Raw genomic sequence first — 19,277 nt, 5'->3', positions numbered from 1 at the left:
CCCGAAGGCCCGACAGGTCTTTTTCAAAGGAACCTCATCCACCGGAGTGGACGGGGTATCAACTTCTGGCGTTGATTTTTGGCACGCTGTTGAGTTCTCAAGGAACGGACGCTTCCTTCGTACTCACCCTCGCGGGTTTTCCTCCGGGCTTTCGTTCTGCTGTCTTGCGTTTCCGACTCTATCAGACTCTTTCGTGTCCGATTTCCTCGGCGCTTTCCAGGTTTTCGCTTTCGCGTTTCCCTTTCCGGCGATTCCAACCTTACCAGACCATTTCCTTGCCGTTGTCGACTCGGATTTGAATTCGGTGGCCGTTGGAGGGCCTTTCCCTTTCGGGCGGATCAGACTTTATCAGGTCTCCCCGGCGTCTGATTCCCACCCGCCCGCACGACACGCCCGGACACACGTGTGTGCCGGGGTTTCTTGCGGGGTGGAGACGTAAACGTACTGGAGCGGGGCCCCGGACGCAAATCCGGTTGCCCCGCTCCGGTGACGGCGCTACGGCGAGGGCCCGATCAGACCTCGACGACGACCGGGAGGATCATCGGGCGCCGGCGGTAGCTGTCCGAGACCCACTTGCCCATCGTGCGGCGGATGAGCTGCTGGATCTGGTGCGGCTCGGCGACGCCGTCGGCCGCGGCGCGGGCGATGGCTTCCTCGATCTTCGCGACGACAGGGCCGAAGGCCCCGTCGTCGATGCCGGAGCCGCGGGCCTGGATGTTCGGGCCGCTGACCACCTTGCCGGTGGTGCTGTCCACGACGACGTAGACCGAGATGATGCCCTCGTCGCCGAGGATCCGGCGGTCCTTGAGCGAGGACTCGGTGACGTCGCCGACCGAGAGGCCGTCCACGTACACGTAGCCGGCCTGCACCTTTCCGGAGATCCGGGCCTTGCCGTCGATGAGGTCGACGACCACGCCGTCCTCGGCGATGACGATCCGGTCCTTGGGGACGCCCGTCATGGCACCGAGCTCGGCATTGGCCCGCAGGTGGCGCCATTCGCCGTGGACCGGCATCAGGTTCCGCGGCTTGCAGATGTTGTAGAAGTACAGCAGCTCGCCGGCCGAGGCGTGGCCCGAGACGTGCACCTTGGCGTTGCCCTTGTGTACGACGTTGGCGCCCCAGCGGGTCAGGCCGTTGATCACGCGGTACACCGCGTTCTCGTTGCCCGGGATGAGGGACGACGCCAGGATCACGGTGTCGCCGGGGACGATCCGGATCTGGTGGTCGCGGTTCGCCATCCGGGACAGGGCCGCCATCGGCTCGCCCTGGGAACCGGTGCAGACCAGGACGACCTCTTCGGGCGGCAGGTCGTCGAGCGTCTTGACGTCCACGACGAGGCCGGCCGGGACGCGGAGGTAGCCCAGGTCCCGGGCGATGCCCATGTTGCGGACCATCGAACGGCCGACGAAGGCCACCCGGCGGCCGTACTCGTGGGCGGCGTCGAGGATCTGCTGGATGCGGTGCACGTGGCTGGCGAAGCTGGCCACGATGATCCGGTGGTGGGCGTTGGCGAAGACGTTCCGCAGCACGGTGGAGATCTCGCGCTCCGGCGGCACGAAGCCCGGGACCTCGGCGTTCGTCGAGTCGGACAGCAGGAGGTCGATGCCCTCCTCGCTCAGCCGCGCGAAGGCATGCAGGTCTGTGAGGCGCTTGTCCAGCGGGAGCTGGTCCATCTTGAAGTCGCCGGTGGCGACGACCAGGCCCGCACCGGTGCGGATCGCCACGGCCAGGGCGTCCGGGATGGAGTGGTTGACCGCGATGAACTCGCAGTCGAAGGGGCCCAGGCTCTCGCGCTCCCCCTCCTTCACCTCGAGGGTGTAGGGGCGGATGCGGTGCTCCTGGAGCTTGGCCTCGATGAGGGCCAGCGTCAGCTTGGAGCCGATCAGCGGGATGTCGGGCTTCTCCCGCAGGAGGTACGGAACGGCGCCGATGTGGTCCTCGTGGCCGTGCGTGAGGACGATGCCCTCGATGTCGTCGAGACGATCCCGGATGGACGAGAAGTCCGGCAGGATCAGGTCGATGCCCGGCTGCTCCTCCTCGGGGAAGAGGACGCCGCAGTCGACGATCAGGAGGCGGCCGTCGTACTCGAAGACGGTCATGTTGCGGCCGATCTCGCCGAGACCACCCAGGGGGGTGACCCTGAGGCCGCCCTTGGGCAGCTTCGGCGGCGGACCGAGTTCCGGATGCGGATGGCTCAAAAGTGTCTCCTCACCACGCACGCCACGTACCCGGAAGGCACGTGGCGCGCATGTCATTCGTGCACTTGCTGTTGTCTGCTCTGTATTTGTCCGGTGGTGCTTATTCAGTTGTGAAGTCTGTTGTCAGAGCTGTACCCCGCCCGCGGCAAGATCGATCTTGAGCTGAGCCGTCTCTTCGTCGGTCAGTTCGATCAGCGGGAGCCGCAGCGGGCCGGCGGGCAGGCCCTGCAGGTTCAGCGCGCCCTTGGTGGTCATCACACCCTGGGTACGGAACATGCCGGTGTAGACGGGAAGCAGCTTCTGGTGGATCTCGGCCGCCTTCTGGACGTCCCCGGCGAGGTACGCCTCCAGCATGGCGCGCAGGTCGGGGGTGACCACGTGGCCGACGACGGAGACGAAGCCGACCGCGCCGACCGACAGGAGCGGTAGGTTCAGCATGTCGTCGCCGGAGTACCAGGCGAGGCCGCTCCGCGCGATCGCCCAGCCGGCACGGCCGAGGTCGCCCTTGGCGTCCTTGTTGGCCACGATACGGGGGTGCTCGGCCAGCCGGACCAGGGTTTCGGTCTCGATCGGGACGCCGCTGCGGCCGGGGATGTCGTAGAGCATGACCGGCAGCCCGGTCGCGTCGGCGATCGCCGTGAAGTGCCGGTAGAGGCCCTCCTGCGGCGGCTTGCTGTAGTACGGGGTGACGGCGAGCAGGCCGTGGGCGCCGGTGCGCTCGGCCTGGCGGGCCAGTTCGAGGGTGTGGCGGGTGTCGTTGGTACCGATGCCGGCGACCACGTGGGCGCGGTCACCGACGGCTTCGAGTACGGCTCGTACGAGGTCGTTTTTCTCCGCGTCGGTGGTGGTCGGCGACTCACCGGTGGTGCCGTTGATGATCAGGCCGTCGTTGCCTGCGTCCACCAGGTGGACGGCGAGCTGCTGCGCGCCGTCGAGGTCGAGTGCGCCATCCGCCGTGAACGGCGTGATCATGGCGGTGAGGACCCGCCCGAAGGGGGTCTGCGGAGTCGAGATCGGAGCCATGGGTAACACGCTACTCGCTGCCATGCTCGCGGTGTCCCCTCGGGGGACGTCAACCGGGGGATGGCTCCCGGTGGTGACCGGGAGTGTTGGACGCCGGCACTGCCTGCTCGGGGGTTCAAGCAGTGCCGGGTCCGTTTGATCAGCCTAGATGAAGTTTACGAAACGTCGCAATACGGACACTTCGGACTTGACTCCGTACATCTGTACGCCATGGGTGCAACAGCCCTTACGGGGCAACGCGCCCGTTGCTGTTGTACGCCGCGTACGTCAGCGGCATGAGCCGGGCCCAGTGCTGCTCCATCTTCTCGCCGACCATCTCGATTTCCCGCTGCGGGAAGGACGGCACGGTCGCGAGCTCGTGCTGCGTGCGCAGCCCGAGGAAGTGCATCAGCGAGCGTGCGTTGCAGGTGGCGTACATCGAGGAGAAAAGGCCGACCGGCAGGACCGAACGGGCCACCTCCCGGGCCACGCCCGCGGCGAGCATCTCCTGGTAGGCCTCGTACGCCTGTACGTAGGAGTCCTCCATGACGCGGGCGGTCAGCTCCTGCTGCGCCTGGGTGCCCTCCACGAAGACGTACTTGCCGGGGCGGCCCTCCTGGACGAGCTTGCGCTCCGCGTCGGGAACGTAGAAGACCGGTTCGAGCTCCCTGTAGCGGCCCGACTCCTCGTTGTAGGACCAGCCCACGCGGTGGCGCATGAACTCGCGGAACACGAAGATCGGGGCGCTGATGAAGAAGGTCATCGAGTTGTGCTCGAAGGGGCTGCCGTGGCGGTCCCGCATCAGGTAGTTGATGAGGCCCCTGGAACGCTCCGGGTCCTTCTGCAGCTCCTCCAGGGACTGCTCGCCTGCCGTGGAGACACGGGCCGCCCACAGCACGTCGGAGTCGGCGGCGGAGTGCTTCACCAGCTCCACCGTCACGTCGCTGCGGAAGCTGGGTTTCAGATCTGAAGCGGCGGTCTCGCTCACCGGGGGTCCTTCCAAACGTGCGTCCTGGGGCGCGCCCACTCTACGGCGCCCCTCACAGGTCCCCGCGCATGCTCACCCGTCACCAGGGCATCCGCACAGCTGACGCACAGCCATGAATTTTGGTGAATGTCCCGAAATCCGGCACCGATTGGGCGGCCCGTACGTCCTACAGAGCAGAACGCACCCGCATCGAGCCCGAGGAGATTCCCTCTCATGTTTCGCCGGCGCGAACCCGTTCCGTTCGCCTTCGTCGCCGAGGCCGACCGTTTCCGGAGCAACGTCACCCCACCGCCGCGCGAGCGGTTGGGCAAAGCCCAGTTGGCCGCCCGTAGTCTGGTCGGACTGACCGTGGTCGCGGGGCTCGCCGGCTCACTGCTGTTCGGCATACCGGCGCTCCAGCCGAACAAGGCACCGGAGAAGTCGCAGCAGTCGACCGCGGCCGAGGGGCGGTAGCCTCACGGGCACAGCCCTACCGAACGTGCATGTGAGTGAGGTCCAGCCGTGCCCCTGCCCTTCCTGACGGCCGACGGCGTGTCCGACGCGGACGACGACGGCGACGAGGTCCTGGCCCACGCCGACCACGACCGCTGGCGACGGCCCTACCGGCCCGGCCCCTGGCGCGTGGCCATCTCCGCGGTGCTGCTCCTGCTGTCCGCCTTCATGCTGCTGGCCACGATGATCGTCGCCTTCGCGGGCGGCGGCTGGGGCGGAGCGGGCGCCTGCCTGGTCGCCGCTCTCGCCGTCCTCGGATCCGCGCTGCAGATGCTGCGCGTCGGCGTGTGGGTCAGCCGTACGGGTCTGCGCAGGGTCGGCTTCTTCGTGACCCGCACGATCGCGTGGAACGAGGTCACCGAGATCCGTACGGTGCAGCAGCCGGTGCGCTGGCTGGGGCTGCCGAGGACCGTGCAGGGGCAGGCGCTGACGGTGTCCGCCCGGGGCGTCGCGGAGCCGCCGGTGCTGCTGACCGACCACAACGCCGACTTCCTGACGCGGGCCGAGGCCTTCGACCGGGCGGCGGACACGGTCGAGGCCTGGGCCGAGGAGTACCGGCCCGTGCCCGCCTGACACCCGGGTCCCGGGTGTGCCGGGACGCGCCGCGTGGAGCCCGTACAGGTGTCAGACCTGTACGGGCTTCTTGTCGTGCAGGGCGATCGCCCGCTGCATGGCCTTGCGCGCCCGCGGGGTGTCCCGGGCGTCGTGGTAGGCGACGGCGAGCCGGAACCAGCTGCGCCAGTCCCCCGGCGCGTCCTCGGTCTCGGCCTTGCGGCGTGCGAAGACCTCGTCGGCGGAGTCCCGCAGGATCCGGCCGTACTGGTCGCGCTCCAGCTCGTCCACGGGCAGGCCGCCCTCGGCCTCCAGCTCACCGGCGAGCTGGTTGGCCCTGGTGACGAACTGCGTGTTCTTCCAGAGGAACCAGATGCCGATGACGGGCAGGATCAGCACGGCCACCCCGAAGGTGACGGTGAGCAGGGTTCCCTGCTGGATCAGCAGCAGGCCCCGGCTGCCGACCAGGACGAAGTAGACGACCAGTACGGCGGCCGTGATGAAGTACGTGATCTTCGCGCGCATCGTGAATCAGTCCGGTCAGCCCAGGTCGAGGAAGTTTTCCAGGCCGAAGGTGAGGCCCGGGGTCTGCGTCACGCGGCGCGCGCCGAGCAGGATGCCCGGCATGAAGCTGCTGTGGTGCAGGGAGTCGTGACGGATGGTCAGGGTCTCGCCCTCGCCGCCGAGGAGGACCTCCTGGTGCGCGAGCAGGCCGCGCAGGCGGACGGCGTGGACCGGGACGCCGTCGACGTCCGCGCCGCGCGCGCCGTCCAGCGCGGTGGCGGTGGCGTCGGGCTGAGCGCCGAGGCCGGCCTCGGCGCGGGCGGCCGCGATGAGCTGCGCGGTACGGGTCGCGGTGCCGGAGGGGGCGTCGACCTTGTTGGGGTGGTGCAGTTCGACGACCTCGACGGACTCGAAGTACCGGGCGGCCTGGGCGGCGAACTTCATCGTGAGGACGGCGCCGATGGAGAAGTTCGGGGCGATGAGGACGCCGGTCTTCGGTGAGGCGGCGAGCCAGGTGTCGAGCTGCGCGAGGCGGTCCTCGGTCCAGCCGGTGGTGCCGACCACGCCGTGGATGCCGTGGCGGACGAGGAACTCGAGGTTTTCCATCACGGAGGCGGGGGTGGTCAGCTCGACCGCGACCTGGGCGCCGGCCTCGGTCAGCGCCTCCAGCCTGTCGCCGCGGCCGAGGGCGGCGACGAGCTCCATGTCCTCCGCGGCCTCGACCGCCTTGACGGCCTCGGCGCCGATACGGCCCCGGGCGCCGAGGACTGCCACGCGCAGCTTGCTCATAGTCTCTTCCTTACCTGCGTACCGTACGGATCTAGGCGACGACCTCGTCGAGGCGGGCGGCCTGCTTCTCCTTCAGCGGGCCGATCACCGCCAGCGAGGGCCGCTGGGCCAGTACATCCTGTGCGACCGAGCGGATGTCGTCCGGGGTCACCGCGGCGATCCGGGCGAGCATGTCGTCGACCGACATCTGGTCGCCCCAGCACAGCTCGCTCTTGCCGATGCGGTTCATGAGGGCGCCGGTGTCCTCCAGGCCGAGGACGGTCGAGCCGGAGAGCTGGCCGATGGCCCGCTTGATCTCGTCGTCGCCGAGGCCGTCGGTGGCGACCTTGTCGAGTTCGTCGCGGCAGATCCGCAGGACGTCGTGGACCTGGCTGGGCCGGCAGCCCGCGTACACGCCGAAGAGGCCGGTGTCGGCGAAGCCCGAGGTGTACGAGTACACGCTGTAGGCGAGACCGCGCTTCTCACGGACCTCCTGGAAGAGGCGGGAGGACATACCGCCGCCGAGGGCGGTGTTCAGCACGCCCAGCGCCCAGCGGCGCTCGTCGGTGCGGTGCAGGCCCGGCATGCCGAGGACCACGTGGGCCTGCTCGGTCTTGCGGCTCACCAGGTCGACGCGGCCGGCGGTGCGGATGCGCTTGGTGCCGCCGCGCGGTCCGATCGGCTCGGCGTCGGTGCGGGTGAGGGCGCCGGCCTGCTCGAAGGCGGCACGGACCTGGCGTACGACCTTGTTGTGGTCGACGTTGCCGGCGGCGGCCACGACCAGGTGGGTCGGGTCGTAGTGCTTCTTGTAGAAGCGGCGGATCCGGTCGGCGCCGAGGGCGTTGATCGTGTCGACGGTGCCGAGGACGGGGCGGCCCAGCGGGGTGTCCCCGTACATCGTCTGCGCGAACAGGTCGTGGACCATGTCGCCCGGGTCGTCCTCGGTCATCGCGATCTCTTCGAGGATGACCCCGCGCTCGGCGTCGACGTCCTCCTCGCGGATCAGCGAGCCGGTGAGCATGTCGCAGACCACGTCGATGGCGAGCGGCAGGTCGGTGTCGAGCACCCGTGCGTAGTAGCAGGTGTACTCCTTCGCCGTGAAGGCGTTCATCTCGCCGCCGACCGCGTCGATCGCGGAGGAGATGTCGAGGGCGCTGCGGCGTCGCGTGCCCTTGAAGAGGAGGTGCTCCAGGTAGTGCGTGGCGCCGTTCAGCGTGGGCGTCTCGTCGCGGGAGCCGACGTGTGCCCAGATGCCGAAGGTGGCGGAGCGGACGGAGGGCAGCGTCTCGGTGACGACGCGCAGTCCGCCGGGCAGGACGGTGCGTCGGACGGTGCCGATGCCGTTCTGCCCCTTGAGCAGGGTTTGGGTACGGGCGACGGCCCGCCCCTCCGAAGAGGGGCGGGCCGTCACACGGGAACTACGCGACGTCACTTGTCGGAGTCGTCCTTGTCAGCCTCGTCGGCGGCGTCCTCGCCCTCGATCACGGGGATCAGGGAGAGCTTGCCGCGCTGGTCGATCTCGGCGATCTCGACCTGGACCTTGGTGCCGACCGCGAGCACGTCCTCGACGTTCTCCACGCGCTTGCCACCGGCGAGCTTGCGGATCTGCGAGATGTGCAGGAGGCCGTCCTTGCCGGGGAGCAGGGAGACGAAGGCACCGAAGGTGGTGGTCTTGACGACCGTACCCAGGTAGCGCTCGCCGACCTCCGGCATGGTCGGGTTGGCGATGCCGTTGATCGTGGCGCGGGCGGCCTCGGCGGCCGGGCCGTCGGCGGCACCGATGTAGATGGTGCCGTCGTCCTCGATCGTGATCTCGGCGCCGGTGTCCTCCTGGATCTGGTTGATCATCTTGCCCTTGGGGCCGATGACCTCACCGATCTTGTCCACGGGGATCTTGACGGTGATGATCCGCGGGGCGTTCGGGGACATCTCGTCCGGCGTGTCGATCGCTTCCATCATCACGTCGAGGATGTGGAGGCGGGCGTCACGGGCCTGCTTGAGGGCGGCGGCCAGGACGGAGGCCGGGATGCCGTCGAGCTTGGTGTCCAGCTGGAGCGCGGTGACGAACTCCTTGGTGCCGGCGACCTTGAAGTCCATGTCGCCGAAGGCGTCCTCCGCACCGAGGATGTCGGTGAGGGCGACGTAGTGGGTCTTGCCGTCGATCTCCTGGGAGATCAGGCCCATGGCGATACCGGCGACGGGGGCCTTGAGGGGCACACCGGCGTTCAGCAGCGACATGGTGGAGGCGCAGACCGAGCCCATGGACGTCGAACCGTTGGAGCCGAGGGCCTCGGACACCTGGCGGATCGCGTAGGGGAACTCCTCGCGGGTCGGCAGGACCGGCACGATCGCGCGCTCGGCGAGCGCGCCGTGGCCGATCTCGCGGCGCTTCGGGGAGCCGACGCGGCCGGTCTCGCCGACGGAGTACGGCGGGAAGTTGTAGTTGTGCATGTAGCGCTTGCGGGTCACCGGGGAGAGGGTGTCCAGCTGCTGCTCCATGCGGAGCATGTTGAGGGTGGTGACGCCCAGGATCTGGGTCTCGCCACGCTCGAAGAGCGCCGAGCCGTGCACGCGCGGGATGGCCTCGACCTCGGCGGCGAGGGTACGGATGTCCGTGATCCCGCGGCCGTCGATGCGGACCTTGTCCTTGATGACGCGCTCGCGGACCAGGGCCTTGGTCAGGCTGCGGTACGCGGCGGAGATCTCCTTCTCCCGGCCTTCGAAGGCCGGGAGGAGCTTCTCGGCGGCGATCTCCTTGACGCGGTCCAGCTCGGCCTCGCGGTCCTGCTTGCCCGCGATGGTCAGCGCCTGGGAGAGCTCGCCCTTGACGGCGGCCGCGAGGGCCTCGTACACGTCGTCCTGGTAGTCCAGGAAGACCGGGAACTCACCCTCGGGCTTGGCGGCCTTGGCGGCCAGGTCGGCCTGGGCCTTGCAGAGGACCTTGATGAACGGCTTCGCGGCCTCGAGGCCCGCGGCGACGATCTCCTCGGTCGGCGCCTCGGCGCCGCCCTTGACGAGGGCGATGGTCTTCTCGGTGGCCTCGGCCTCGACCATCATGATCGCGACGTCGCCGTCCTCCAGGGTGCGGCCCGCGACGACCATGTCGAAGACGGCGTCCTCGAGCTCGGTGTGCGTCGGGAAGGCGACCCACTGGCCGCGGATCAGCGCGACGCGGACGCCGCCGATCGGGCCGGAGAAGGGCAGGCCGGCCAGCTGGGTGGACGCGGACGCGGCGTTGATCGCGATGACGTCGTACAGGTGGTCCGGGTTGAGCGCCATGACGGTGGCGACGACCTGGATCTCGTTGCGCAGGCCCTTCTTGAAGGACGGGCGCAGCGGGCGGTCGATGAGGCGGCAGGTGAGGATCGCGTCCTCGGAGGGCCGGCCCTCACGGCGGAAGAAGGAGCCGGGGATCTTGCCGGCCGCGTACTGCCGCTCCTCGACGTCCACCGTCAGGGGGAAGAAGTCGAGCTGGTCCTTGGGCTTCTTCGACGCGGTGGTGGCGGACAGCACCATCGTGTCGTCGTCCAGGTAGGCAACGGCGGAGCCGGCGGCCTGGCGGGCCAGACGGCCCGTCTCGAAGCGGATGGTGCGGGTGCCGAAGGAGCCGTTGTCAATGACGGCCTCGGCGTAGTGGGTCTCGTTCTCCACTAGCGTTTTCTCCATTTTCGTCGTCTCCGTCCGCCGCCCGTGTGGCGGAGGACGGTTGCGGAGAAGCGCTCCTGGCGTGCTGGCCGGTCTTCGATCGAAGCACCCGGTTCGTTGCCCGCGTGGGCATTCCGGGTGCCACTACCGAGGACCGGCGGCGTGGGAGGGCGCTCCTCCTCTTCAGTTGTGCACGTCTCGTCGTCGGACGTACACGTGCGTCCGTTCCAGACTACAAAGGGACCGGTCCGTACCGCACGTACAGCAAAGGGAGCGGCCCCCGGATGTGGGAACCGCTCCCTTCACGGCGTCTTACTTGGCGCCGGCCGCACCGCGGCGGATGCCGAGGCGCTCGACCAGCGTACGGAAGCGCTGGATGTCCTTCTTGGCCAGGTACTGCAGCAGGCGGCGACGCTGGCCGACCAGGATCAGCAGACCACGACGGGAGTGGTGGTCGTGCTTGTGGGTCTTGAGGTGCTCGGTCAGGTCCGAGATGCGGCGGGACAGCATCGCGACCTGGACCTCGGGGGAGCCGGTGTCGCCCTCCTTGGCACCGAACTCGGTGATGATCTGCTTCTTCGTAGCGGCGTCGAGCGGCACGCGTACTCCTCGTTTGGTCTTCGTTGCCACCGAGTGCCCCAGGTCTGAGTCTCTGGGGAGCTTCCGTTACTCGGGAGGCGGGGTCCGCTGGGCGCAGTCCACAGACCCCTTGGCAGGGATCCGGGGGACGCGTACACAAACGGCCGTCACACAGCGTACCAGGCTGCCGCTCGGCTCCTGTCTCAGCTGGTGAGAGAGCGGGCCCGGGCGTACACGTCCAGCACGGCCAGGGTCAGGGGCACCAGGCTGAGCAGGACCGCCGCCTCGGTGAGGTCGAGCAGCCTTCCCCAGAAGGGTGACAGGCCCTTGCGGGGGATGACAAGCGCAATTCCCGCGAGGAGGGCCGCGCCGGCGGCGACGGCCGCGGTGAGCCAGATCGTACGGAGGTCCAGGCCGCTGCGGTCGTGCTCCACGACGAGGGCTTCGAGCAGGGCCTGCGGGGGGTGCAGGGACAGGCCCAGGATCAGCAGCGCGACGGCGGCGAGGCCGGCGGTCAGGGCGCAGACCACCTGGGAGGTGTAGCGGAAGAGGCGGGCGCGCAGCAGCATGGCGAGGCCGGTGGCCAGGGCCAGGAGGCGGCCCCAGGTGTTGTCGGAGAAGCCGAGGACCGCGGCGGCGCCGACGGCGACGGCGGCGCAGCCGCCGACGAGGCCGAGGAGCATCTCGTGGCCGCGGCGGGCCTGGGCGGCGATCGCCTCGGCGTCGAGCGGGATGCCCTGCTCGTGCTGGTCGGCGTCCTGGTCGCCGTACGGGGCGGTCTCGTAGCGGTCCGGGGTCTCGTAATCCTCGGTGGCGCTCTGCGGGGCGGCGTAGCCGATGGGCAGGCGGGCGAAGCGGGCCGAGAGGCCGGGCAGGAAGGCGACGAGGCCGATGGCGACGGGCGCGCAGACGGCGGCGGTGTAGGTGGCGGAGGCCTCGGTGGCGATCGCGGCGAAGGTGGCGAGGGTGCCGGTGGCGGCGACGAAGGTGGCCGCGACGAAGGGGGCGTCGCCGCTGGGGGTGAGCGCGACCAGGGCGACGGAGGCGACCAGGACGCAGACGCAGCCGAGGAGGAACTGGAGCCGGCCGGGGCCCTGGCCGGCGGCGGGGCCGACGATCCCGGATCCGGCGATCAGCAGGTGCGGGAGGGCTCCGAGGCCCAGGGCCACGGCGGAGAGGCGGTCGCGGTAGACGCGGGCGCGCACCCCGGCCACGGCGGTGAGCAGGACGCCGACGGCGCCCGCGATGATCCCGGGCAGGCCGTGCATGTCGTGGCGGACGGGGTCGGCGTACCAGAGCACGAAGCCCAGCATGACGAGCAGGACGGCGGAGCCGGCGAGCCCCGCGCCGCGCAGCATGTCGTCGCTCCAGCGGTGCCGGTCGCGGACGACGGCGGAGGCGACGGCGTCGGAGACGTCGTCGAAGACGGCCGGCGGCAGAGACTCGGCGAAGGGGCGCAGGCTCAGCACCTCGCCGTCGAGGACCTGCTGGGCGGCGAGGGTACGGGCGCCGTCGAGGACGGTCCCGGAGCGGCGTACGAGGTGGAAGCCGGTCGGGGCGCCCACGGGCTGGGTCTGGCCGGTGAGGCGCAGCAGCTCGGGGTAGACGTCGGCGACGGCGATGTCCTCGGGGAGGGCGACGTCGATGCGGCTGTCGGGGGCCACGACGGTGACCCTGCAGAAACCCGTCGTCCCGGCCGTACTCACCTGCGTGACCCCCTTGGTTGGTGTCCGCGCCCGTGCTCGATTCGCGGATGCGCATGCTGCGCGCGACACCCTACCGGGCGTATGAGCGACAGTCGGCAAGTAGGATCACCGTCGCGCTGGGGATACCCCCTGCGCGCCCGGGACTTGGGGGCGCCGGTTGCGACGTCCCGTCCGTTTTCGAGGGATTGATGCTCCGGTGAGCCAGATCGTCGTCAAACGCCCGCCGCGGTCCCTGCCGCCCGAGGTTCCTTCGGAGGAGCTGCGGCTGGAGGCTCCTCCCGAACTTCCGCGTGGGCAGCAGGAGGGCATGCTGATGCAGCTCCTGCCGATGCTCGGCATGGGCTCCTCCGTCGTCTTCTTCTTCATGCCGGGCGCGGCGCCGTTCATGCGCATCATGGGCGTGCTGATGCTGGCGTCGACGGTGGCCATGGTCGTGGCGCAGCTGGTGCGCCACCGGCGGGGTACGCAGGGGCAAATGGCCGATGTGCGCCGGGACTACCTCAAGTACCTCGCGCAGACGCGCCGTCAGGTGCGGCGGACCGCGCGGGCGCAGCGCGACGCGCAGCTGTACCTGCACCCGTCGCCCGAGCAGTTGTGGTCGGTGGTGGCGGACGGTTCGCGGCTGTGGGAGCGCCGGGTGGGCGATCCGGACTTCGGCCAGGCCAGGCTGGGGCTGGGTGCGCAGCGTCTGTCGACGCCGCTGGTGGCGCCGGAGACGGCGCCGGTGGACGAGCTGGAGCCGCTGACGGCGGGCGCGATGCAGCGCTTCCTGAAGGTGCACTCCTCGCTGGACGGGCTGCCGATGGCGGTGTCGATGCGCGCCTTCTACCACGTGGCGGTGTCCGGGGAGCCGGAGTCGGCGCGCGGTGCGGCGCGGGCGATGGTCGCGCAGCTGGCGACGTTGCACTCCCCCGAGGACCTGATGGTGGCCGTGGTGGCCGCGCCGGGTGCGGTGCTCTCGTGGGACTGGACGAAGTGGCTGCCGCACACGCAGCTGCCGGGGCAGGTCGACGGGGCCGGTACGAAGCGGCTGTTCGGCGACGACCTCGCCGAGCTGGAGGGGATGCTGGCGTCCCGGCTGGAGGGGCGGCCGCGGTTCAGCCGGGACGTGTCGCCGGTCCTGGACCAGCCGCATCTGGTGGTCGTGCTGGACGGTGGGATGGTGCCGCCGGACTCGGTGTTCGCGGCGGCCGAGGGGCTGCAGGGCGTCACCATCATCGAGGTGGTCGCGGGCGAGCTGGACGAGCCGCGCGGCGGTCTGTCGGTCGTGGTGCGGCCGGGCCGGCTGCGCCTGGAGTCGGGCGGCGGGGTCGCGTACGAGGGTGTCCCGGACACCCTGTCGCTGCCCGCGGCGGAGGCCCTGGCGCGGCAGCTGGCGCCGCTGCGCACGGGTGGCGGGGACGACGACGAGCCGCTGCTGGCGAACCTGGACTTCACGGACCTGCTGAACCTGGGCGACGCGGCCGCGGTCGACGTGGCCCGGACCTGGCGGCCGCGGTCCGCCGGTGAGCGGCTGCGCGTGCCGATCGGTGTCGGCGAGGACGGCGCCCCGGTGATGCTGGACCTGAAGGAGGCCGCGCAGGAGGGCATGGGCCCGCACGGCCTGTGCGTGGGCGCGACCGGTTCCGGAAAGTCGGAGCTGCTGCGCACGCTGGTGCTGGGTCTGGCGGTCACGCACACGTCGGAGACGCTGAACTTCGTGCTCGCCGACTTCAAGGGCGGTGCGACCTTCACGGGCATGGGCCAGATGCCGCACGTCGCGGCGGTCATCACCAACCTGGCGGACGACCTGACGCTCGTGGACCGCATGGGCGACTCGATCCGCGGTGAGCTGCAGCGCCGTCAGGAGCTGCTGCGGTCGGCGGGCAACTACGCGAACATCCACGACTACGAGAAGGCCCGTGCGGCCGGTGCCCCGCTGGAGCCGCTGGCTTCGCTGGTGCTGGTCATCGACGAGTTCAGCGAGCTGCTGACGGCGAAGCCCGACTTCATCGACATGTTCATCCAGATCGGCCGCATCGGCCGGTCGCTGGGCGTGCACCTGCTGCTGGCCTCGCAGCGGCTGGAGGAGGGGAAGCTGCGCGGGCTGGACACGTACCTGTCGTACCGGATCGGTCTGCGGACCTTCTCGGCGGCGGAGTCGCGCACCGCGATCGGTGTGCCCGACGCCTACCACCTGCCGTCGGTGCCCGGTTCGGGCTATCTGAAGTTCGGTACGGACGAGATGGTGCGCTTCAAGGCGGCGTACGTGTCGGGCACCTACCGCTCGGGCGGGCCGGACCTCTCGGTGGGGCAGTTCCCGGTGGAGCGGCGCCCCGCGCTGTTCACGGCGGCGCCGGTGCCGGTGGTGTACGCGGCCCCGGACCCGGCGTACCTGGCGGCGCGGTCGGGGCGGGAGGACGACGCCCTCGCGGACACCGTGCTCGACGTGATCGTGAGCCGGCTGGAGGGCCAGGGCGTACCGGCGCACCAGGTGTGGCTGCCGCCTCTCGACCAGGCCCCGCCGCTGGACCAGCTGCTCCCGGCGCTGGCGCCGAGTGCGGAGCGCGGGCTGCACGCGGACGGCTACACGCGGCCCGGCGGGCTGATCGTGCCGCTCGGCCTCATCGACAAGCCGTTCGAGCAGCGGCGCGAGGTGCTGTACCGCGACTTCTCGGGTGCGGCGGGCCACCTGATGGTGGTGGGGGGTCCGCAGTCGGGCAAGTCGACGCTGATGCGGACGCTGGTGGCGTCCTTCGCGCTGACGCACACCCCGCGCGAGGTGCAGTTCTACGGGCTGGACTTCGGTGGCGGCAGCCTGTCGGCCATCGCCGACCTGCCGCACGTGGGCGGTGTCGCCTCGCGTCTGGACCCGGAGCGGGTGCGGCGCACGGTCGCGGAGGTCGGGGGCATCCTCAACCGCCGCGAGGAGTTCTTCCGCGCGAACAACATCGACTCGATCGGTACGTACCGGCGTCGGCGGGCGGCGGGCGACCTGCCGCACGAGCCGTGGGGCGACGTGTTCCTGATCGTCGACGGCTGGGGCAATTTCCGCGGCGAGTACGAGGTCCTGGAGCAGGTCGTCACGGACATCGCCGCCCGCGGTCTGGGCTACGGCATCCACGTGGTGATCACCGCGGCGCGGTACATGGAGGTGCGGGCCGCGCTCAAGGACCAGATGCTGGGCCGGCTGGAGCTGCGGCTCGGCGACACCATGGACTCCGAGTTCGACCGCAAGGTCGCCGCGAACGTCCCGCAGGGGATGCCGGGGCGCGGCCAGGTGCCGGAGAAGCTGCACTTCCTGGGCGCGCTGCCGCGGATCGACGGCTCGCACGAGGCCGCCGACCTGTCGGAGGCCACCTCGGCCTTCGTGGAGGCGGTCCGGCAGAACTGGACGGGGCCGGCGGCTCCGGGCGTACGGCTGCTGCCGCGGCTGCTCCACTCCGACCAGCTGCCCAAGGGCGGGGAGTTCCCCGGGCGCGGGATCGCGATCGGTATCGACGAGACCGATCTGGAGCCGGTGTTCGTCGACTTCGAGACCGACCCCTTCCTGCTGGTCTTCGGCGAGAGCGAGTCAGGCAAGACGAACCTGCTGCGGCTCATCGCCAAACAGATCGCGGAGCGGTACACGCCGGACCAGGCGCGCCTGGTCGTGGGCGACTACCGGCGGACCCTGCTCGGGTCGCTGCCGGAGGAGCACCTGCTGGAGTACGCGCCGATGGCGAGCTCCCTGCAGACGCACATGGAGGCGCTGGGCGGGGTGTTCTCGCGCCGGCAGCCTCCGGTGGACGTCACGCCGCAGCAGTTGCGCGACCGCAGCTGGTGGACGGGCCCGGACGTGTTCATCATCATCGACGACTTCGACCTGGTGGCCACGAGCCAGGGCAATCCGCTGGCGCCGCTGGTGGAGTACCTGCCCTTCGCCCGCGACACGGGCGTGCGCTTCATCATCGCGCGGAGCTCGGCGGGTGCCTCCCGCTCGATGTACGAGTCGTTCATGCAGCGGATCAAGGAGCTGGGCGCGCAGGGCATCGTCCTGTCCGGTGACCCGGCCGAGGGCGATCTGGTCGGCACGGTCCGGCCGCGTCCGATGCCGCCGGGCCGGGGCTACTTCGTCTCGCGCAAGCGGGGCACGTCGCTGGTCCAGCTCGGCCGGATGCCGGGCGGCATGTGAGCCGCCGCCCGGCGGCCGGCGCGGCGCGGGCCGGCCGCGGCGCGGGCCGGCCACCGGGCGGATCGGCGGGAAAACGGTCGCGGCCGGCGGTCCAGCCCCGATAATCGGCGGGGAAGACCGCACCACCGAGGGAGAGGCCGCTCATGGGCACCCAGCAGGAGAAGGACGAGCTGTACGCGCTCGACATCAGCGGTGTGGAGTGGGAAGGGCCGCCGGGGACCAGTCCGGAGGAGGAGCGGGTGGAGATCGCGCGGCTGCCCGAGGGGGCGGTGGCGATGCGGTCCTCGCTGGACCGGGAGACGGTGCTGCGCTACACGGCCGCCGAGTGGGAGGCCTTCGTACTCGGTGCCCGGGACGGCGAGTTCGACCTGGACCGCCAGGAGCCCTGAGGGGCGGCAGTACACGCCGAAGGGGCGCACCCGTCGCGGGCGCGCCCCTTCGGCGTCTCGGGACCCGGTGACCCAGGCCCGGCAGGCTCAGTAGGCCTCGGTGAAGAGGGTCGAGGCCCGCTTGTCGGTGGCCCGGTAGTCGTCCTTGCCCCGCTCGATGAGCTTGGCGACCTTCTCCAGCTCGGCGTGCATGGTGTCGGCCTTGGCCTTGTACTTCTTCTGGAGGGTGACGTACTCCCGGTGCGCCTCACCGTCCCAGGTGTCCGTGACGACCTTCACGGCCTGCTCCATCTCGGCCAGGTCCTTGAGGATGTTCCCGGAGACGATCCGGATGCGGTCCGCCATCTGCTGAACGGTCTCGTACCGGACCCGGGTCCCGTCGTTCGCCGTCATGTTCTTCTCCTTCTCACTGCGGACGAATGGATGAGGGGCGTTGCTCAGATGCCGTCGAGGCCCGAACGCGGGCCGGAGGCGGACGGCGGCTGGACGGCGTTCTTGAACGCGGCCCGCACCTCCTCGTCCTGCGCGTTGCTGAGGTTCTTCGTCTGCGCCACGGCGTTGTGCAGGACGCCGAGGAGCCGACGGATCTCGTCGTGGCTGTCGTTCAGCGTCGTCTGGGCCGTGATGAAGCCCGAGGCGCCCACACCGGTCCAGCCCGCGCTCACGGTGGCGATGATGTCGGCCAGCTCACGGGCCTGCTTGGAGACGGCGGTTCCCGTCTCCTGGATCTTGTTCTTCGCCTGGACGACCGGATCGTCCGCAAGTCCGAAGGTGTTCGTGCTCATCGAAGCTCCTCACTTCTCAATTCGCCGGCAGAACCGGCGGATTGCGCAGCGGGGCGGGCGTACCCGGCGCGGATGTCGGTCACGCGCTCCGGATCGTCCCCCTCCGCTTCACGCGATCCCCCGATCACACTCGTGAAGCCTGGTGCCACTCTAGTCAGTTCGTGGGGCAGTCCCAACACCGGTGGGCCGCTTCCGTGGACGAACTGTGACTGTTCACTGCAAACGACGTCGGCGGCTCCGGGCATCCCGGACGACCGTCGCCGTGCCCGCGATGACGGCGATCAGGACGGCGCCGATACCGAGAGCGTACGTGCCGTAGCGCTCCTGACGTTCCTGGGCCGTCTCGGTGAGCTGGAGGGCCGCCGCCTGCGGCGCTGTCGCCGGGGGCGGACCCGAGTCCGGTACGGGGGCCTTCGGGGCCTGCTGGTCCTGGCTGAGGGCGCGCACCGGGTCGACGACCCCCCAACCCACGTAGTCGTCACGGCCGTTGACGGCGCGCTCGGCGGTGTTCTGGATCTGCCACACGATCTGCTGCGCCGACCAGTCGCCGTGCTCGGCACGCAGCAGGGCGGCGACACCGGCGACGTAGGGCGCGGAGAAGCTGGTGCCGTTGTCGATGCACTGGCCGAAGCCGGGGACGGTGGAGACCATGTCGACGCCGGGCGCCGCGACCCCGATGAAGTCGCCGGGCTGGGAGAAGACGGCGCGCTCGTTGTTGCGGTCCGAGGCGCCCACGGCGAGGACCCCGGGGAAGGCGGCCGGATACGTCTTGCGCTTCTGGCCGCTCATGCCGTCGTTGCCCGCCGAGGCCACGACGACGATGTTGGCGGCCACGGCCTTCTGGACGGACTTGCCGAGCTCCGAGTCCGCGGACAGCTGGACGTCGGTGTCCTGCGAGATGTTGATGACCTGGGCGCCCTTGGCCACCGCGTGGTCGATCGCCTGGCTCAGGGAGAGGGCGTTGCCCTTGCCCTGGCCGTCGTTCTGCCGGATGGGGATGATCGTGGCGTCCGGGGCGAGGCCCACGAAGCCGGTGCCCTGCTGGGGGCGCGCCGCGATCAGCCCGGCGACCTTGGTGCCGTGGCCGATGGTGTCGGTGGTGCCGTCACCGCCCTTGGGGTCGACGAAGTCCTTGCCCGCGCCGACGTCGATGGCGCCGCTGAGCTGCGGGTTCGCCCGGTCGACACCGGTGTCGATGACGGCGACGCGGACGCTCGCGCCGCTCTTGTCCTTGCCCTTGGTCTGCGCCCAGAGCTCGTCGAGGAGCAGCCGCTGGAGGGCCCAGGGCCGGTCCTCGATCTGCTTCTTCATGGGGAAGGTGCACTCCCCCGCGCCGTCGAGGCGCAGGCCGTACGGGGGGTGCGGCGCGGCGGCCGGGGGGTGCGGCGCGGCGGCGGCCGGGGCGGCTCCGGCCGCGGTGGCGGCGACCGCCGTTCCCGTCGCGCCGCCGGCGGTCAGGGTGAGGGCGAAGGCGCCGGCGAGGAGCGCGCGCCGGGGCATGCGGATGTGGGGCATC

Annotated in this window: 16 protein-coding genes; 4 read left to right on the top strand and 12 right to left on the bottom strand. The window is 70.4% G+C overall.

All coding sequences use genetic code 11. The features are described from left to right. Nucleotides 1–512: 512 nt before the first annotated feature. The 3 genes from NRK68_RS25245 to thyX form a co-directional block, all read right to left on the bottom strand. Entirely contained in the window at nucleotides 513–2,198 is a 1,686-nt protein-coding gene (locus tag NRK68_RS25245) for a ribonuclease J (RefSeq protein WP_257856797.1), read from the bottom strand. 123 nt (nucleotides 2,199–2,321) lie between these two features. After that, nucleotides 2,322–3,221: a 4-hydroxy-tetrahydrodipicolinate synthase gene (dapA, locus tag NRK68_RS25240; RefSeq protein WP_183068692.1), complete on the bottom strand. Its 900-nt coding sequence runs from the start codon at nucleotides 3,219–3,221 to the stop codon at nucleotides 2,322–2,324. Nucleotides 3,222–3,447: 226 nt separating this feature from the next. Further along, nucleotides 3,448–4,188, bottom strand: coding sequence for an FAD-dependent thymidylate synthase (gene thyX, locus NRK68_RS25235; RefSeq protein WP_183068691.1), 741 nt, complete (start codon nucleotides 4,186–4,188; stop codon nucleotides 3,448–3,450). 213 nt (nucleotides 4,189–4,401) lie between these two features. On the opposite strand from thyX, the gene NRK68_RS25230 reads away from it, so the two are divergent. Together NRK68_RS25230 and NRK68_RS25225 are read left to right on the top strand one after the other, a co-directional pair. Further along, entirely contained in the window at nucleotides 4,402–4,641 is a 240-nt protein-coding gene (locus NRK68_RS25230; RefSeq protein WP_030958676.1) for a hypothetical protein, read from the top strand. A gap of 48 nt (nucleotides 4,642–4,689) precedes the next feature. Further along, nucleotides 4,690–5,253: an SCO5741 family PH domain-containing membrane protein gene (locus tag NRK68_RS25225; protein WP_183068690.1), complete on the top strand. Its 564-nt coding sequence runs from the start codon at nucleotides 4,690–4,692 to the stop codon at nucleotides 5,251–5,253. A 51-nt stretch (nucleotides 5,254–5,304) separates the two neighbouring features. On the opposite strand, the gene NRK68_RS25220 is transcribed toward NRK68_RS25225, so the two are convergent. The 6 genes from NRK68_RS25220 to eccD form a co-directional block, all read right to left on the bottom strand. Beyond that, a complete protein-coding gene (locus NRK68_RS25220) occupies nucleotides 5,305–5,757 on the bottom strand; it encodes a tetratricopeptide repeat protein (protein ID WP_030651215.1) in 453 nt (150 codons plus the stop codon). Nucleotides 5,758–5,772: 15 nt separating this feature from the next. Next, nucleotides 5,773–6,525 (bottom strand): 4-hydroxy-tetrahydrodipicolinate reductase, encoded by a 753-nt coding sequence (dapB, locus tag NRK68_RS25215; RefSeq protein ID WP_183068689.1) that lies wholly within the window; start codon nucleotides 6,523–6,525, stop codon nucleotides 5,773–5,775. A gap of 31 nt (nucleotides 6,526–6,556) precedes the next feature. Beyond that, nucleotides 6,557–7,936, bottom strand: coding sequence for a M16 family metallopeptidase (locus tag NRK68_RS25210; protein WP_183068688.1), 1,380 nt, complete (start codon nucleotides 7,934–7,936; stop codon nucleotides 6,557–6,559). Beyond that, complete coding sequence (locus NRK68_RS25205; protein WP_046776395.1) at nucleotides 7,933–10,155, bottom strand: polyribonucleotide nucleotidyltransferase; 2,223 nt, start codon at nucleotides 10,153–10,155, stop codon at nucleotides 7,933–7,935. Before NRK68_RS25205 ends, NRK68_RS25210 begins: the two co-directional genes overlap by 4 nt. A 306-nt stretch (nucleotides 10,156–10,461) precedes the next feature. Next, nucleotides 10,462–10,749, bottom strand: coding sequence for a 30S ribosomal protein S15 (gene rpsO / locus NRK68_RS25200; protein WP_030011220.1), 288 nt, complete (start codon nucleotides 10,747–10,749; stop codon nucleotides 10,462–10,464). Between the two features lie 182 nt (nucleotides 10,750–10,931). Beyond that, on the bottom strand, nucleotides 10,932–12,434 hold the full coding sequence (gene eccD / locus NRK68_RS25195; protein ID WP_257856792.1) for a type VII secretion integral membrane protein EccD: 1,503 nt from the start codon (nucleotides 12,432–12,434) through the stop codon (nucleotides 10,932–10,934). A 196-nt stretch (nucleotides 12,435–12,630) separates the two neighbouring features. On the opposite strand from eccD, the gene eccCa reads away from it, so the two are divergent. Both eccCa and NRK68_RS25185 read left to right on the top strand, forming a co-directional pair. Then, nucleotides 12,631–16,587 (top strand): type VII secretion protein EccCa, encoded by a 3,957-nt coding sequence (gene eccCa / locus NRK68_RS25190; protein WP_183068686.1) that lies wholly within the window; start codon nucleotides 12,631–12,633, stop codon nucleotides 16,585–16,587. A 143-nt stretch (nucleotides 16,588–16,730) separates the two neighbouring features. Beyond that, nucleotides 16,731–16,976, top strand: a complete 246-nt coding sequence (locus NRK68_RS25185; protein ID WP_030844357.1) for a DUF397 domain-containing protein — start codon at nucleotides 16,731–16,733, stop codon at nucleotides 16,974–16,976. An 87-nt stretch (nucleotides 16,977–17,063) separates the two neighbouring features. On the opposite strand, the gene NRK68_RS25180 is transcribed toward NRK68_RS25185, so the two are convergent. From NRK68_RS25180 to mycP, 3 genes are all read right to left on the bottom strand, one after another. Next, nucleotides 17,064–17,369: a WXG100 family type VII secretion target gene (locus NRK68_RS25180; protein WP_030767308.1), complete on the bottom strand. Its 306-nt coding sequence runs from the start codon at nucleotides 17,367–17,369 to the stop codon at nucleotides 17,064–17,066. 44 nt (nucleotides 17,370–17,413) lie between these two features. After that, nucleotides 17,414–17,761 (bottom strand): WXG100 family type VII secretion target, encoded by a 348-nt coding sequence (locus NRK68_RS25175; RefSeq protein WP_183068685.1) that lies wholly within the window; start codon nucleotides 17,759–17,761, stop codon nucleotides 17,414–17,416. A gap of 213 nt (nucleotides 17,762–17,974) precedes the next feature. After that, the gene (gene mycP, locus NRK68_RS25170; RefSeq protein ID WP_373023646.1) at nucleotides 17,975–19,276 is read right to left on the bottom strand and encodes a type VII secretion-associated serine protease mycosin; all 1,302 of its coding nucleotides are present in this window, start codon (nucleotides 19,274–19,276) and stop codon (nucleotides 17,975–17,977) included. Between the last annotated feature and the right edge of the window lies 1 nt (nucleotide 19,277).

It is taken from the genome of Streptomyces yangpuensis, from assembly GCF_024666385.1.
Lineage (GTDB): Bacteria > Actinomycetota > Actinomycetes > Streptomycetales > Streptomycetaceae > Streptomyces > Streptomyces yangpuensis.
Note: the sequence above shows the minus strand (reverse complement) of the source record. Positions and strands in the feature narration are given on the sequence as shown.

Coding starts and splice junctions, on each gene's coding strand:
- dapA (WP_183068692.1), bottom strand. CDS start 3,221: ATGGCTCCGATCTCGACTCCGCAGACCCCCTTCGGGCGGGTCCTCACC.
- NRK68_RS25230 (WP_030958676.1), top strand. CDS start 4,402: ATGTTTCGCCGGCGCGAACCCGTTCCGTTCGCCTTCGTCGCCGAGGCC.
- NRK68_RS25220 (WP_030651215.1), bottom strand. CDS start 5,757: ATGCGCGCGAAGATCACGTACTTCATCACGGCCGCCGTACTGGTCGTC.
- dapB (WP_183068689.1), bottom strand. CDS start 6,525: ATGAGCAAGCTGCGCGTGGCAGTCCTCGGCGCCCGGGGCCGTATCGGC.
- NRK68_RS25185 (WP_030844357.1), top strand. CDS start 16,731: ATGGGCACCCAGCAGGAGAAGGACGAGCTGTACGCGCTCGACATCAGC.
- NRK68_RS25180 (WP_030767308.1), bottom strand. CDS start 17,369: ATGACGGCGAACGACGGGACCCGGGTCCGGTACGAGACCGTTCAGCAG.
- NRK68_RS25175 (WP_183068685.1), bottom strand. CDS start 17,761: ATGAGCACGAACACCTTCGGACTTGCGGACGATCCGGTCGTCCAGGCG.
- mycP (WP_373023646.1), bottom strand. CDS start 19,276: ATGCCCCACATCCGCATGCCCCGGCGCGCGCTCCTCGCCGGCGCCTTC.